This is a genomic window from Pseudoalteromonas sp. CO325X, assembly GCF_004208955.1.
GTDB classification, from domain to species: domain Bacteria; phylum Pseudomonadota; class Gammaproteobacteria; order Enterobacterales; family Alteromonadaceae; genus Pseudoalteromonas; species Pseudoalteromonas ruthenica.
The window spans coordinates 520481-535021 of sequence record NZ_SGPG01000014.1 but is presented as its reverse complement, the minus strand read 5'-3'; the positions used below and the strand labels follow the sequence as shown (position 1 = coordinate 535021).

Annotated in this window: 16 protein-coding genes; 5 read left to right on the top strand and 11 right to left on the bottom strand. The window is 49.4% G+C overall.

Features of this window, described 5'->3' with window-relative positions; genetic code table 11:
• Positions 1–108: 108 nt before the first annotated feature.
• Positions 109–1878, top strand: a complete 1770-nt coding sequence (locus EXT46_RS07755; protein WP_240701102.1) for a PDZ domain-containing protein — start codon at positions 109–111, stop codon at positions 1876–1878.
• Positions 1879–1937: 59 nt separating this feature from the next.
• On the opposite strand, the gene EXT46_RS07750 is transcribed toward EXT46_RS07755, so the two are convergent.
• From EXT46_RS07750 to hisG, 10 genes are all read right to left on the bottom strand, one after another.
• Entirely contained in the window at positions 1938–2699 is a 762-nt protein-coding gene (locus EXT46_RS07750; RefSeq protein WP_082079340.1) for a glycosyltransferase family 25 protein, read from the bottom strand.
• A gap of 132 nt (positions 2700–2831) precedes the next feature.
• Positions 2832–3338 carry a hypothetical protein gene (locus EXT46_RS07745; RefSeq protein WP_022946828.1) on the bottom strand — a complete coding sequence of 169 codons (507 nt, stop codon included), beginning with the start codon at positions 3336–3338 and terminating at the stop codon, positions 2832–2834.
• Between the two features lie 83 nt (positions 3339–3421).
• On the bottom strand, positions 3422–4030 hold the full coding sequence (hisIE, locus tag EXT46_RS07740) for a bifunctional phosphoribosyl-AMP cyclohydrolase/phosphoribosyl-ATP diphosphatase HisIE (protein ID WP_022946829.1): 609 nt from the start codon (positions 4028–4030) through the stop codon (positions 3422–3424).
• Complete coding sequence (gene hisF / locus EXT46_RS07735; protein WP_130146423.1) at positions 4021–4800, bottom strand: imidazole glycerol phosphate synthase subunit HisF; 780 nt, start codon at positions 4798–4800, stop codon at positions 4021–4023. Before hisF ends, hisIE begins: the two co-directional genes overlap by 10 nt.
• Positions 4782–5516, bottom strand: a complete 735-nt coding sequence (locus EXT46_RS07730; RefSeq protein WP_022946831.1) for a 1-(5-phosphoribosyl)-5-[(5-phosphoribosylamino)methylideneamino] imidazole-4-carboxamide isomerase — start codon at positions 5514–5516, stop codon at positions 4782–4784. The genes hisF and EXT46_RS07730 overlap by 19 nt, the downstream gene beginning before the upstream one ends.
• Positions 5517–5525: 9 nt before the next feature.
• Positions 5526–6116: an imidazole glycerol phosphate synthase subunit HisH gene (gene hisH / locus EXT46_RS07725; protein WP_053909407.1), complete on the bottom strand. Its 591-nt coding sequence runs from the start codon at positions 6114–6116 to the stop codon at positions 5526–5528.
• Positions 6113–7174, bottom strand: a complete 1062-nt coding sequence (hisB, locus tag EXT46_RS07720; RefSeq protein WP_130146421.1) for a bifunctional histidinol-phosphatase/imidazoleglycerol-phosphate dehydratase HisB — start codon at positions 7172–7174, stop codon at positions 6113–6115. Before hisB ends, hisH begins: the two co-directional genes overlap by 4 nt.
• Entirely contained in the window at positions 7171–8250 is a 1080-nt protein-coding gene (gene hisC, locus EXT46_RS07715) for a histidinol-phosphate transaminase (RefSeq protein WP_130146419.1), read from the bottom strand. The genes hisB and hisC overlap by 4 nt, the downstream gene beginning before the upstream one ends.
• Positions 8247–9542 carry a histidinol dehydrogenase gene (gene hisD, locus EXT46_RS07710; RefSeq protein ID WP_130146417.1) on the bottom strand — a complete coding sequence of 432 codons (1296 nt, stop codon included), beginning with the start codon at positions 9540–9542 and terminating at the stop codon, positions 8247–8249. The genes hisC and hisD overlap by 4 nt, the downstream gene beginning before the upstream one ends.
• A gap of 5 nt (positions 9543–9547) precedes the next feature.
• A complete protein-coding gene (hisG, locus tag EXT46_RS07705; RefSeq protein WP_053909411.1) occupies positions 9548–10447 on the bottom strand; it encodes an ATP phosphoribosyltransferase in 900 nt (299 codons plus the stop codon).
• 348 nt (positions 10448–10795) lie between these two features.
• Here hisG and EXT46_RS07700 point away from each other — a divergent pair, with 348 nt between their 5' ends.
• Positions 10796–11011, top strand: coding sequence for a hypothetical protein (locus EXT46_RS07700; protein WP_053909412.1), 216 nt, complete (start codon positions 10796–10798; stop codon positions 11009–11011).
• Positions 11012–11014: 3 nt separating this feature from the next.
• On the opposite strand, the gene EXT46_RS07695 is transcribed toward EXT46_RS07700, so the two are convergent.
• Positions 11015–11416, bottom strand: coding sequence for a hypothetical protein (locus EXT46_RS07695; RefSeq protein ID WP_022946838.1), 402 nt, complete (start codon positions 11414–11416; stop codon positions 11015–11017).
• A 131-nt stretch (positions 11417–11547) separates the two neighbouring features.
• Between EXT46_RS07695 and EXT46_RS07690 the strand changes: the two genes are divergently transcribed.
• The 3 genes from EXT46_RS07690 (at position 11548) to EXT46_RS07680 (ending at position 14515) form a co-directional block, all read left to right on the top strand.
• The gene (locus EXT46_RS07690; protein WP_130146550.1) at positions 11548–13464 is read left to right on the top strand and encodes an ATP-dependent DNA helicase; all 1917 of its coding nucleotides are present in this window, start codon (positions 11548–11550) and stop codon (positions 13462–13464) included.
• Between the two features lie 2 nt (positions 13465–13466).
• Complete coding sequence (gene tsaB, locus EXT46_RS07685) at positions 13467–14153, top strand: tRNA (adenosine(37)-N6)-threonylcarbamoyltransferase complex dimerization subunit type 1 TsaB (RefSeq protein ID WP_130146415.1); 687 nt, start codon at positions 13467–13469, stop codon at positions 14151–14153.
• 65 nt (positions 14154–14218) lie between these two features.
• Positions 14219–14515 carry a hypothetical protein gene (locus EXT46_RS07680; protein ID WP_130146413.1) on the top strand — a complete coding sequence of 99 codons (297 nt, stop codon included), beginning with the start codon at positions 14219–14221 and terminating at the stop codon, positions 14513–14515.
• Positions 14516–14541: the final 26 nt, after the last annotated feature.

The following is a 14541-nucleotide window of genomic DNA, read 5'->3' as shown; positions in this document are numbered from 1 at the left end:
CTCACCGATTTTTTGTTGTGAATCAGTAATTGGGCGCAAATGCTTGTTGTTTGTGCGCCCGACTTGGTAGGGTGGCGGCCATAGTATCATTTCTCTTTAGGTTTGAACGTGAAAAAAGCTTTACTGGGGGCCGCTATGGTTGCCCTTAGCCACTGCGCGCTGGCAGATACGCAATACACATTAACTATCGATGACGGTACACATCATTTGGGTGATGTACAGGTCCAATTTGATAAAATCGGACAAAGCTATATCGATGCCAAGCTACCAGCATGGCGCACGGGGCGCTACGACATATTAAATCTCGCCAATGGTGTGCGTTATTTCGAGGCCCTAGACAGTGAAGGTGATACGCTGAAATGGCAAAAAGTAGATAAAAGCACGTGGCGCATTTTTTTGGATAAACCCACAGCGGTGACCTTAAATTACCAAGTGTATGCCAATCAACTAGGCCTGCGTTCGCGCCACATTGACGACAGTCACGCTTTTATCGATGCCTCTGGCTTTTTTATGTTTAGTGAAGCAACCCGCAACGAGCCTGTTTCTGTGCAGCTTGATGTTCCTAAGCAATGGCGCTCCGTATCGGGAATGGATAATGGCGACAATGACCATCACTTTATCGCCAATAATTACGATGTATTGGTGGACTCCCCCATAGAGAGCGGTATTAATAGCCATTATGAATTTACCGTTGACGGGCGCGATTATGAGCTCGTGATTTGGGGCCAAGGTAACTATGACGCCGAGAAAATGGTCACTGATTTAACCACCTTGGTAAAGACCGGTGATGTCATTTGGGATGATTACCCGTACCAGCGTTATGTGTTTATGGTGCATGCAACGTCCGGCGCTCGCGGTGCGACTGAACACTTGAACTCGACCATCATTCAACGTCATCGCGACAAGTTCGCCAAGCGTGAAGACTATTTGGGCTTTATTGCCACCGCAGCCCATGAATTTATTCACACCTGGAATGTTAAAGCTTATCGCCCTGAAGGGTTAGTACCCTATGATTACCTAGCGCCTAACTACTCGCGTTTATTGTGGCTTGCTGAAGGGTCGACCAGCTATCTTGAGGATCACCTTTTGCTGCGCAGTGACTTAATGAGCAAAGAAGAGTTTTTTAAAGATTTGGGTAAGCGCATAGACCGCCACTTGAAGACGCCAGGACGCGAGGTCCAAAGTGCAGCACATACCAGTTTTGATAAATGGATTAATGCTGGCGGCGATCATGGTCGTAACTTTAGTACCAATATCTACTCTGAAGGCTCGCTGATCTCCATGGTATTAGATTTAAAGCTACTAAGCGACTCTGATGGCGCAGTGAGTTATCGTGATGTACATCGTGAACTGTATAAGCGCCATCGTCTGCCTGAAGGGTTTAACGAGGCGGATGTGTTGGCTATTCTAAACGATATCAGCGGCCAAGATTACACGCAGTGGTGGCAAAACCATGTTGATAGCCCATTACAAGTAGATTTTGATGCTTTATTGGCGAAGGTGGGGCTGCTGCGAACCTACTCAGAAGATGCCAAACAAAGCCCATCGCTAGATGTGCAAGGTAAGCTTGACAATGGCTTGATTGAGTTAACCCATGTGCGCAGAAATGGCGCTGCTTGGCAAGCGAACCTCACAGCAGGGGATAGCATCGTGGCTATCAACGGCAAGCGAGTCAGCAGCGATTTAGCTACCTTGGTTGAGCAATTCGCGGTGGGTGAGCAAGTTGAGATCACTTATTTTCGCAGAGATAACCTAAGAACCACCACGCTTACACTCGGTGGCGAATACAATGAAGCAGCGACTATCAAGGCCGTCGATAACCCGACAGCGGCGCAACAAGCGCTTTTCAAAGCCTGGATGGGAGTTGATTTAATCTAGTCGCATAAATGTGGCGTGCGCTTTAACTGCACGCCACTCTTATTAATGAGAGCGAGAGTCTAATGCTGAGCATGGCTCTTGAGATTTTTAATCAAGTTTTTCCTCGCCATGATTTGTGCTGGCAAGGTGGTCAGCGCCAGCCACTGTTTTTGCAGTGGGTAGGGCTTGGGTTTATTTCGTCCTTTTGCGGCGATATCGCTGTCAAAAAAGTTATCTTGAGCGACGGGATAAGGTTTAATACTGACAACGTCAACACCGGTTTCCCAGCAATATTGAATATCGGTATCTACCGGGCGGCTGATCTTGGTACTATGAGCTAATAGCTGTTTCGCACCTTGGCGGCTAATGACATAAGCACAGCAGCCACTCATGGGTTTATCATGCACCACTAAGTGCTGTTCACCACTGATTTGGGTGCTGTACTTCACTGGCCGCTCCCGGCCTTGATAACTGCATAACTTAACGATATCGATAGCCATGTTGGTGTTTATGATTGCCGAAATACTGTCTGCTAAATCACCACACAAGGTAAAGTCGTCCTCTAAAATTACCGCATACTCAGCCCCGCTTTGTATCAAGGTTTGCCAACAGCGGCGATGGCTTAAATAACAACCAATTTCACCGGCACTAAGAGGGCGATAAAAATGACGGCGATTAGCCGCCTCGCTGTAAACAGCAGACACTTGCTCTGCAGTTAAGGTTTTGCCGTTAACCGCCTCTATGCGTTCAAAGTCAAGTTGTTGGGCGTGAAGCTGTTGCTCGGCGCGAGCCAAGCGTTCTTGGCTGCCAGCCAAGTTAATGACATAGATAGGAACCATCATCCTCTCCTGTGATGGGTATGGGGCCAGTGTGGCGAATATTTAAGGCAGTAAGATGTAGAAAAAATGACAACCAGATGACATCAGCGGCCGCTGTCCTTTTTAAGAGGCCGCTGTAGCAGTGGTATTTATGCCTTATTTAACGCTAGTTCCTACCTCATAAGAGGTCATCCATGGGGTTCGTTTTGATAAAGATTTACCAGTATGTATCGAAACAACGGGGGCAGACTCATCAAGCACAAAGGTCGTGCGTAGTGAGTTGGCAGACTCTTTTTGCTTTTCAAACCAATTTTCGCCCAAACACTGACGAGTGAACTCCACCGCTTTGTTATGAATGCTAAGGGCTTGGGTTTTATCCTTATAACTTTCTTGGCAATGATAGTTCATGGTTTTATCATTAAGGGCGCTTATTTGGCAGCTTTCACCAATTAAGTTGTAGCGTGATTGCCAGCTATCCATGTACTTTGATTGAATGCGTCCCAGCTTCAACCCCTCAAATTGGTTGTCATATGCACCAACAAGCGCTTCTATTTTGTCGCAGGGACTGAGTTGGTCGACATATGCTTGATTCTCTTTTTGTTGCGGGCTGGTGCAACCACTAATAACAACCAGCGCCGCTAAGGTAGGATAAATTGCCTTCATGCCAATGAGTTCCTTAATTGGGGTACCCACAGGATACCCAACCAAAGGCCATGCTGGCAATATTTACTGTCAATTAATAGGTCTTAGTGGCGTGATTGTAAACAACTGACCACCTCAGACAACGACAAGCCTTGTCGTTGCAACAGCACGATTAGGTGATAAAGCAAGTCAGCGGCTTCGTTGGTCAGTTCCTGGTTATCATTTTTCATGGCAGCCAGGGCCACTTCGACGCCTTCTTCGCCCACTTTTTGACAGCTGCGGCTGAGCTCTTTGGCAAATAACGAGGCGGTGTAACTGCTTTGCGGGTCGCTGTCCTTACGGGCAACGATAATTTGCTCCAGCTCGGCTAAAAACCCTAAGTTGGGTTTTGCATCGCCAAAACAACTTTGCGTGCCTAAATGACAAGTGGGCCCATCTGGGCGAGCAAAGACTAAAATGGAGTCTTGGTCGCAATCAGTGTACACGCGCTCAACGTGGAGGTAATGCCCAGAACTTTCTCCTTTGGTCCACAGGCGCTGTTTCGAGCGTGAATAGAAGGTGACCTTTTTACTTTCTAAGGTGTGCGTTAACGCCGCTTGATCCATAAACCCTTGCATGAGAATTTGTCCGGTATCAACATCTTGAATCAGCGCAGGAATTAACGGCGCTTTGGCAAAATTTACTTCGTTTACATTGCTAATATCTAATCGCATAATCGAGTCGCTATGTTGTTATCGGCGAGGTGACGTTTTAAATCGCCAATATTAATAAGGTTTTTGTGAAACACGCTGGCCGCCAAAGCGCCGTCAACATTGGCTTGGTTAAAGACATCGCTAAAGTCGCTGATGGTCCCTGCGCCTCCAGAGGCAATCAACGGCACATCGCAATGTTGGCGTACCTTGCTTAGCTGGGCAATATCATAGCCGTTGCGCACACCGTCCTGATTCATACAGTTTAGTACGATTTCACCGGCTCCGAGGTGCTGCACGCGCTCGACCCATTCCAAGGTGTTGTAGCGGGTACGCGACGAAGCATTGGGATCGCCGGTCAGTTGATACACCAAGTATTGGTCGGTGTCCTTGTCGTAAAAACTGTCGATGCCCACCACCACACATTGTTTGCCGAATTCATCGTGTAATTCGCGAATAAGCTCGGGACGTGCGATGGCCGGGCTATTGATGCTGATTTTATCGGCGCCGCGCTCCAATACACGGGCTGCATCAGCCACTGATTTTATACCGCCGGCAACACAAAAGGGGATATCGATGTGCCGGGCGATGCTTTCTACCCAGTTTACATCTAACAGGCGTTTTTCGACACTGGCACTAATCTCATAAAACACCAGTTCATCGGCGCCTGCTGCACTATAAGCCTCTGCCAAAGCGAGTATATCACCGACTACCTCATGGCCTTTGAACTGCACGCCCTTAACTACTTGGCCGTCTTTGACGTCTAAACAGGGGATTATGCGTTTTGATAGCATGCCAGCGCCTCCTCAACGTTGAATGCGCCATCAAGCAAGGATTTACCTAGAATAACGCCTTGCGTACCTATGGCCTTGAGTTTGGCAATATCCTCTAAGGAGCTTACGCCCCCGGAGGCTTGGATGCGTAAACGGCTGTTATGCTCTTGCAGTTGCTGATAAAGCGCAAATGAAGGCCCGCTCATGGTGCCGTCTTTGGAGATATCGGTGCATAAGAAATCCTGCACCCCGAGATCACTGTAGTAGTCAACTAAGCTAAACAACGAGACATCTGCACTTTGCAGCCAACCGTGTGTTGCAGGGGCCCAGCCAGTGTCCGTTTTATTCACATCTAAGGCGATAACAAAGTGCTGCGCGCCATATTCACGGATCCACTGGGCAACTTGCTGTTGCTCGTTCACCGCCTTGGAGCCGATAACCACTTGCGCTGCACCGGCTTCTAGCCACTGCTCGACATCGGCGCTGCTACGCACACCGCCGCCGATTTGATAGGGAACCTTTAGCTGTGCGGTCGCTGCTTGGATTTGCTGCCATTGCTTTTTGCTTGGGTCGCGCGCGCCTTCTAAATCGACTAAGTGTAACTTTTGTGCCCCTTGGGCCTGATATTCGCTTAATCGCGCTTGCAAATCAAAGGGGTAGAACTGGGCTGTATCGTACTTGCCTTGAAATAAGCGCACGATTTGTTGTTGTAATATATCTAATGCTGGAATAATCATACTCAATCCTTAGACTTGCCAATCTATGAAGTTCTGCAATAACCGGGCGCCGACTTTTGCGCTGCGCTCAGGGTGAAACTGCATGCCGGCAAAGTTATTGTCGGCGACAATCGCGGAAAACTGTTGTCCGTATTCACTTGAGGCCAAGGTCGCTTGGTTACAGGCATGGGCAAAGCTATGTACAAAATACACTTGGTCGTCGCTGCTTACCCCTTTAGTTAACGGGTGTTCACGCTCGATGTGCAGGCGATTCCAGCCCATATGCGGTGCACTGAGCGTACCCACCTGCAGCTCACTAACGTGCCCAGGAATAACCCCTAAACACGGCGTATCTCCCTCATCGGTATAGTCACACTGCATTTGCATGCCTAAGCAAATGCCAAGCAGTGGCCGCTGAAACTCGCTGATCGCTTGCTGCCAGCCGCCTTGCTTTAGGCGCTGCATAGCTACCTTGGCGTGGCCGACACCCGGTAACACTGCGCGCTCAAATGTGGCCAACTGCTCCGGGGAGGTGATCACTTCGACATCTTGTCCTAAGCGCTCAAAGGCGAAGCGCACCGAATTAATGTTGGCGCAGCCGGTATTAATGATGGCAATCATAACACCCCCTTTGAGCTTGCCATTTGCTGAGAGCTATCAAGGGCGATGGCCATGCGCAGGGCCCGAGAGAAGGCCTTGAACAGCCCCTCCACCTGGTGGTGGCAATTGCCCGGTGAAACAGACAAAATCAGCGAAATCGCGGCATTGTCACTGAGACTTTTGAAGAAGTGCTCGACCATTTGCACATCCAAATCACCGACTTTATCGCGGCTAAAGTCGGCATTCAGCACGAACGATGCACGACCAGAAAGGTCAATTTGCGCCTCGGCTTTGCACTCATCCATCGGCAGAGCAAAGCCGTAGCGGGCAATTTGTGCTTTCGTGCCGAGGGCTTGGCGCAGCGCTTGACCAAGGGCAATGCCGACATCTTCCACTAGGTGGTGCTCATCAATGTGTAAGTCGCCACTGGCGTTAATATCCAAAGCGATATTGGCGTGGGTACGAATTTGCTCCAACATATGGTCGAAGAAACCAAGCCCAGTGCTGATAGTGCCTTGGGCGTTACTATCTAGATTGACGGCCACGGAGATTTGCGTTTCTTTGGTATCGCGCGATACCGCACCGCTGCGATTAGCGCTGGTCAGCTCGGTGACAATCTGCGGCCAATTATTGTTATAAAGAATACCGCGTATACACAGGTTTTCTGCCAACCCGAGATCGGTCTGGCGGTCGCCAATCACATAAGAGCGATTCAGATCCACTTTACCTGAGCGCATCAGCTGCGTCAGTAAACCGGTTTTCGGTTTACGACAGTTGCAATTATCGCTATCGAAGTGAGGACAAATTAATACCTCGTCAAAGTGGATACCTTGCGAGCTAAAAATCTCCATCATAGCGTTATGGGGCAGACTGAAGTCTGCTTGTGGGAAGCTCTCAGTTCCTAGGCCATCTTGGTTCGATACCATGACTAACCGATAGCCGGCATTTTGCAGCGCTAATAACGCTACAATAACATCCGGCAGCAGCTTAAGCTTTTCCAGTGAGTCGACTTGTTTATCGCTGCTCGGCTCCTCAATCAGAGTGCCATCACGGTCAATGAATAAATACGGGTTGCTCATTGTGGTTCCTTGGTTGTTAGCGCTGGGATGGTTAAGCTATCCAGCCAGGCTTTTACTTCATTTAACTCTTGTTCATTGCCAATGGAAATACGTAGCCAATTATCCTCACCAAATAAGGTAAAAGGGCGCATTACCAAGCCGCGCTCATAGGCCAGGCCTATCGCGGCTTTATCTCTGAGCTGGAGGGTGACAAAATTTCCCTCGCCAGTGAGTACTTGGCTAATCGCCGCGCTGCTTTGCAGCCAATCGACTAGCTGGGCCTTCAAGGTATTGAGAATACTCACCTGTCGGCGCATGGAAATGATGTTGGCACTACTTACGGCTTGTTCAGCAATGTCAGCGATAACTGTGGCGACGGGGTAGGGAGCGATCACTTTGCGCAGCGGTGCTAAGGTATCTTGCTGCGCCAAGGTAAAGCCGGTACGCAGCCCCGCTAAAGCAAAGGCCTTGGAAAGGGTGCGCAGCACCACGATGTTGGCGTTCGTTTTAATGAGCTGCGCAGCACTGTGCTGATAACAAAACTCAATGTAGGCTTCATCGACCACAACAATGGCGCGCTTGGCTAAACGCTGAGCCAATTCGGCGATTTTGTCAACGCTGATAAGAGCGCCAGTGGGGTTGTTGGGGTTACAAATAAACACCAACTTAGCATCACCGACTAACTCGCTGAGCTCGCTGGCACTGGCTTGTTGTAGTTGTGCTTGGCTAAGCTCATTAATGCCGATGTTATGGGTGTCGGCGCTGACTTTATACATGCCATAGGTGGGCGCAAACAGCGCAATACTGTCAACTCCGCTTTGGCAGTAGGTGCGCATCAGGAGTTCAATGCCCTCGTCAGCCCCTCGGGTCATTAACACTTGCTCTGGTTGCAGCTCGCTGTAGCGGGCATAGGCCTCAATCACCGCTAGCGGTTGTGGGTCAGGATAACGATTCAAATTACTTGCGCTGACGTTGTAGCTTTTGCTATACGGGCTTTCGTTGGCGTTGAGCCACGTAGTGCCGCTGAGCTTTTCACTTTTTGCCGAGCTGTACGCCTTTAATGCGGCGATATTATCCGGTAGTAACTCTGTAGTCATGAGGACGCTCCTAAACGTACGCGAACTGCATTGGCATGTGCATCCAAGCCTTCAGCTTCGGCGATTGGAATAATGGCGTTGGCCAAATCAATAAGACCATTTTTAGTCACTGTTTGCACCGTGTAGGTGCGGTAAAAATCGAGCAAGCTAAGGCTCGAATATACTTTCGAATACCCATAGGTCGGTAACACATGGTTGGTGCCCGAGGCATAGTCACCGGCAGATTCAGGGGTATAATCGCCGACAAAGATGGAGCCAACATTCTTTATGTTGTTTAGGTACGGGGTGCTGTCGCCAAGTTGCAAAATTAAGTGCTCGGGGCCGTAAAGATTCGAGATGCGCACCGCTTGGTCAATATCAGTCACTTTAATTAGCGCTGAGTGTGCAAGCGCCTGACGGGCAATATCGGCGCGACTCAAGGTGGCCAGCTGTCGCTCTAAGGCACGCTCAGTGGCGGCAATGACCTCATCGCTGTCACTGAGCAAAATTACTTGCGAGTCAGGGCCATGCTCGGCCTGCGACAGCAAATCGGCGGCAACGTATTCACCATTGGCGCGACTATCGGCAATAATCAGCACTTCGGAGGGCCCGGCAGGCATGTCGATGGCAAGACCAGGCACCTGTTGTGCAGCGAGCTGTTTGGCCATGGTGACATACGCATTGCCCGGGCCAAAAATTTTATTCACTTGCGGGATAGATTCACTGCCAAAGGCCATCGCCGCTATCGCTGCGGCTCCGCCAATTTGCATGATTTTCGTGATGCCACATAGCTTAGCGGCATAGCGAATAGCCGGGTGTACTTGCTCACCCCCTTTGACTGGGGTGGCCAATACCACGGTGTTGGCACCACTGAGTTGTGCCAACACCCCTTGCATTAGCACCGAAGAGGGCAGCGGCGCACTGCCGCCCGGTACATAAATGCCCACCGCGTCAATGGCCTCATAGCGCAACTCACAAGAAACACCCGGTTGCGTACTCAGGCTGATTGATTTCGGTTGCTGCGCTTGGTGAAAGCGTTTGATGTTGGTGTATGCTTGCTCAATAGCCGCTTTTAATTCTTCGCTCAACTGTTGCTGGGCATCGATGATATCCTGTTGTGGACATAAGATATCCGCTTCTGGTGAGCGCTTATCGAGCTTTGCGGCAATGGCTTTGAGTGCACTATCACCTTGTTGTTGCACCTTGGCCATGATGTCTTCACAGATGGGGCGCACATTATCGGCAGCAGCAACTCCCGGGCGCTGTAATAGCGCCTGCTGTTGTTCGCCGCTCAAAGAGTTCCACACAATCATGCTAGTTACTCCATCATCTTTTCAATGGGCATGACTAAGATAGAGTTAGCACCGAGGGCCTTGAGCGACTCCATGGTTTCCCAAAACAGTGTTTCGCTGCTAACCATGTGCAGGGCCACGTAATCATCGCTGCCAGCGAGCGCAAGCAAGGTGGGTTGTCCGGTCCCAGGAAGCAAGGCGCAGATGTCATCAAGTTTGGCCTTCGGCGCGTGCATCATGATGTATTTGCTTTCCTTCGCTTGTTTAACACCGCGTAGGCGCGGCATCAGCTTGTCGATAAGCGCCAGCTTATCGCTATCGGCTAGCTCCTGATTTTGGATTAGGCAGGCATTGGACTCTAAAATAGTGTCGCCTTGCATTAGGCCGTTGGCCTCCAGGGTGGCACCGGTCGATACCAAGTCACAGATGGCATCAGCCAGCCCAGCTCGCGGGGCAACCTCGACCGAGCCGGTGAGCATAACAACACTGGCGTCAATGTTTTCACGTTCTAGGTACTGGCTTAGAATTTCAGGGTAGGTGGTGGCGATACGTTTGCCGTTGAACCATTGCTTGTCTTGTGCGCCGAGCTCCTGCGGCCAGGCTAACGCAAGACGACAGTAACCGAAGTCTAATTTTGCCAGTTTCTTAACGGCAAAGCTGGCGCTGCTGTTGCGGCGTTCGGCTTGCACCTCTTCGAGTACGTTCTCGCCTACGATCCCCAAATCGCACACGCCATCCATAACTAAGCCAGGGATATCGTCATCACGTACCCGCAGCACGTCGATAGGCATGTTGGTGGCGTGAGCAATTAAGCGCTGCTCACGCAGATTAAGTTTAACGCCAAGTTGCTTAAGCAGGTTTTGGCAATCTTTGGAAAGACGCCCTGACTTTTGGATTGCGATGCGTAAACGTTTGTTGTTGCTCATAATTCATTTCCTTAATAGGTAAAACTAAAAACCCCGAGGGGGAACCTCGGGGCGAAAATGAATCTTGCTATATCGTCGCCAGAGGTTCCTTTTAGGAATAACCCCCCAGCGAAAGACCTGACAGGCTATTCGGTGCTGTGGTGATGATGATGAATAGTTGTCAGAATCGTTGTCATGGTCGTATGCTCGTTACTGTGTTTGCGTTGTTTGTTGAATACGCATATAGATAATCATAGTTTTTATAAGTAGTGCAACTACTTTTTTACAAAAATTAAAGTATAAGGTATAACGGCCGATAATAGTCTATAGGTACAACTACTTTGTTAGTGTTGATAAAAGGAAAGCGGTATGGATGTTATGATCCCTTTTTTAGGGCGGATAACGCGCCTAGAAGTGCACCACAATGGCGCTTTTCACGTTGCCGGTGTTAAAGATAACAAAGTTGCGAAGGTGCGCAACGAGCGCAAACAAGACAAGGAAGCGCGTGGGCAGGAAACCTTTGTTGAAGACACGCAAAAGAAAAAAGGCAAGGACTCATCGCCTCACCTCGATACCTGGGCCTAGCGCTTAGAAGTAAAGGTGCTCTTTGATTTCACCAGCTACTTTAATCTCACACTTGTCACCCGATTTATTATTGGAGCCTTGGATCACCCCGGCAATAGCGCCAAAAGCACCGCCTTGCTCCTGAAGTACCGAACCGAAGTAGCAGTAGCTGGAAAACTCCTCGCCTTTGTACTTGGTACTCATATTCAACGTAGGCGTATATGGAGGGAAACTGCCCTTCATCGCTGGGTCACCATTAATACTAAGCTCTAATTTATTTTTATCGACATTGTATACGCCACCGAATACATAATCGGTGCCGTTTACTGAAACCGTTTTATCTTGGGCAACACGTGGTGGGGTCGATTTACAGCCACTGAGAAGTGCAGCGGCGACAACGGCAGAGACAACGACTAATTGTTTCATTGTTAAGTCCTTTTAGAGGGTTGTTTTAGCGCCAGAATATTAACCGAGCGTTGCCAAAATGACAACATAATATTGGCCTGTTGGTAGCCACTGATTTTTTCGTTATCATGTGCGCCTGTCCACCGAGCGCAATATCCATGACCATCGAGCAGTTATTCTCGCAAACCGGGCCTTTGGCTCTCGCACTGAAAGGCTACCAACCTCGCCAAGCGCAAATAGACATGGCGCAGGTGTGTGACTCGGCATTAAAGCATTCTCAACAAGCGATTGTTGAAGCCGAAACCGGCACCGGTAAAACCTTTGCTTATTTGCTTCCGGCGTTGGTGAACAAAGGCAAATATATTATCTCCACGGGCTCAAAGGCGTTACAAGAACAACTCTATCACCGCGATTTACCCACTGTCTACAAAGCGTTGGGCAGTGCAAAAAAGAAAGCACTATTAAAAGGGCGCGCTAATTATGTGTGCCATTATCGCCTTAATCAACATGTTGCCCATGTTCCAAGTGACGACGCCGATATCATGCATCAGTTAGCCATGGTGGCAAAGTTTGCAGCACAAACACGCAGTGGCGATATTGCCGATTGCGTGGGCATCGAAGATGATGCCAAGGTTCTGCCATACGTCACTTCCACTGCTGATAACTGCCTTGGGCGCGAGTGCCCAGATTTCGACAGTTGTTTTATTCGTAAAGCCCGTCAACGCGCCGCAGATGCCGATATCGTCGTCATTAACCACCACTTATTCTTTGCTGATATGGCGGTGAAGGACAGTGGTTTTGCCGAGTTGTTACCTGGGGCCGATGGCTATATTTTTGATGAGGCCCATCAATTGGCCGATATCGCCAGTGACTACTTTGGCGAAACAATATCGACGAAGAAAATTCTCGCATTTATCACCGACGCGCGAATGCTTTATCGCAGTGAATTACGTGATATGTTGCAACTGGGAAAGACGCTGGACAAATTAGAATCGGCAACCAAGGACATGCGTTTGGCCTTTGGCAGTGACGGCGGGCGCGGAGACTGGCGAAAAGCGCTGACTGATAAAGCCCTGTGTGACGCGATTCACCGTGTTAATAAAGACTTAGCATTTTTAAACCAAGTGCTTAAGTTATGCTTAGAGCGCAGTGAATTGGTGGAGCCGATGTTAGAGCGCTTGATGACATTGAAAGGTCAACTCGATCGCGCTTTTGATGTCTCAGTGCGTGGCTATAGTTACTGGTATGAAGCCACTCGCTACCATTTGACCATTCATATTACTCCGTTGAACATAGCGGCCAAATTTAAAGAGATGCTTAGTGAGCGAGAGGCGGGTTTTGTCTTTACCTCTGCGACATTATCGGTCAATGACAGCTTACAACATTTTAGCGATGCGCTGGGTTTATCTCCTTCGCGTACATTGATGCTGGCCAGTCCTTTTGACTATCAACGTCAGGCATTGCTTTGTTTACCCCGCTATCTACCTGAGGCTAATTCCGATGCCATGCCAAGGGCGTTGGTAGGCATTTGTCAGCAAGTTATCCGCGCCGCAAAAGGGCGCTGTTTTTTGCTCTTTACTTCCTATCGCGTCATGCACATGGTCGCTGAGGTGCTATGCCAACAAATGGACTATCCAGTGTTTGTGCAAGGGCAAATGTCTAAGCGCTTGTTGCTTGAGCGCTTTACTCGTCATGGCAATGCCGTATTAATGGGCACCGCGTCGTTTTGGGAAGGGGTAGATGTGCGTGGCAGCGCACTGAGCTGCGTGGTGATAGATAAACTGCCTTTTGTGGCCCCCGACGACCCATTGTTACAAGCGAGAATGCAGGACTGTGAGCAAAGTGGCGGCGAACCGTTTGCGCAGATTCAACTGCCAAGAGCAGTTATAGCGCTCAAACAAGGGGTTGGCCGGCTGATCCGTGATAGCCAAGATCGCGGTGTTTTAGTATTATGTGATAATAGAGTGATCACCCGCGACTACGGCCAAGTCTTTCTAAAAAGCTTGCCGAATATGCGTCGTAGCCGTGATATGAATGAAGTAAACGCCTTTTTAGCAGCAATAGATTAACCATGACCAACACCATTTTAGCCATCGATGCTTCCACAGAAGCGCTTTCTATCGCCTTAACCCACCAAGGACAGCAATATTGTTTCTTTGATGTCTGCCCACAGCAGCACAGCCAACGTATTTTAACTGAAATAGACACGCTACTTGCCAAGGCCAATTGCTCGCTAAAAGAGGTGGATGTTATCGGCTATTGCGAAGGGCCGGGTAGCTTCACCGGCGTGCGCATCAGCGTCTCAGTGGCTCAAGGGTTGGCATTTTCAGCGCAAAAGCCCGTTGTCGGTATCTCTTCGCTGGCAATGATGGCGCAGCAAGCCATGGAGCAACGTGGTGTAAACCAAGTCGTCTCGGCCATTGATGCGCGTATGGGCGAGCTTTATGTGGGGGCTTTTGAGAATATCAATGGCCTTGCCACGCTGGTAGGCACGCAGCAAGTGGTGAAGCCAGAAGCACTCGCAGTCCCTTTTGATGCCGCCTTTGCGGTTGGCACCGGGTGGCAAAGTTACCCCGATTTAGCTCACTCAGTAGCCGGCATTAGCGTTGATGAGCATATTACGTTACCGAATAGTCAGTTTATGCTGGCGCTGGTGGCAGAGCAATTTGCACAAGGCCAACATCACAGTGCCAGTGAAGCGCAGCCAGTGTATGTTCGCGACACGGTAACGTGGAAGAAATTACCCGGACGCGAATAAACATTGCGCAAGCTCACTGTTTATATCACACTCAATAAGTCGCTAGATTTTTATATATTAATGGTATGACGATACGTACGGTCAATTCACTCACGACTAACCCAGCGCTGGAACTGAAAAGAAATCAACAGCCTGTGGGAGATGGGCGCGCTCAAGAAAAACCGGCTGTAGAGCAGTCGGCGTCGTCTGTTAAAGACTCCAGCCAAGGTCGTCGCTTAGCGGATGCCTTATATCGTCAGACTATTTACGACCAACCTGCCAATACCCGCACCAGTAATGCGATTGCCACGTATAAAGAATACGCGTTTTTAGAGCGTCGCCAAGAAGTACAGTCCATGCTTAGCGTGAGTGTTTACGCATAACCTGAGCTTCGTTTTTAAATTATGGA

Coding starts and splice junctions, on each gene's coding strand:
- EXT46_RS07750 (WP_082079340.1), bottom strand. CDS start 2,699: ATGATGGTTCCTATCTATGTCATTAACTTGGCTGGCAGCCAAGAACGC.
- EXT46_RS07745 (WP_022946828.1), bottom strand. CDS start 3,338: ATGAAGGCAATTTATCCTACCTTAGCGGCGCTGGTTGTTATTAGTGGT.
- hisIE (WP_022946829.1), bottom strand. CDS start 4,030: ATGCGATTAGATATTAGCAATGTAAACGAAGTAAATTTTGCCAAAGCG.
- hisF (WP_130146423.1), bottom strand. CDS start 4,800: ATGCTATCAAAACGCATAATCCCCTGTTTAGACGTCAAAGACGGCCAA.
- EXT46_RS07730 (WP_022946831.1), bottom strand. CDS start 5,516: ATGATTATTCCAGCATTAGATATATTACAACAACAAATCGTGCGCTTA.
- hisH (WP_053909407.1), bottom strand. CDS start 6,116: ATGATTGCCATCATTAATACCGGCTGCGCCAACATTAATTCGGTGCGC.
- hisB (WP_130146421.1), bottom strand. CDS start 7,174: ATGAGCAACCCGTATTTATTCATTGACCGTGATGGCACTCTGATTGAG.
- hisC (WP_130146419.1), bottom strand. CDS start 8,250: ATGACTACAGAGTTACTACCGGATAATATCGCCGCATTAAAGGCGTAC.
- hisD (WP_130146417.1), bottom strand. CDS start 9,542: ATGATTGTGTGGAACTCTTTGAGCGGCGAACAACAGCAGGCGCTATTA.
- hisG (WP_053909411.1), bottom strand. CDS start 10,447: ATGAGCAACAACAAACGTTTACGCATCGCAATCCAAAAGTCAGGGCGT.
- EXT46_RS07700 (WP_053909412.1), top strand. CDS start 10,796: ATGGATGTTATGATCCCTTTTTTAGGGCGGATAACGCGCCTAGAAGTG.
- EXT46_RS07695 (WP_022946838.1), bottom strand. CDS start 11,416: ATGAAACAATTAGTCGTTGTCTCTGCCGTTGTCGCCGCTGCACTTCTC.
- tsaB (WP_130146415.1), top strand. CDS start 13,467: ATGACCAACACCATTTTAGCCATCGATGCTTCCACAGAAGCGCTTTCT.
- EXT46_RS07680 (WP_130146413.1), top strand. CDS start 14,219: ATGACGATACGTACGGTCAATTCACTCACGACTAACCCAGCGCTGGAA.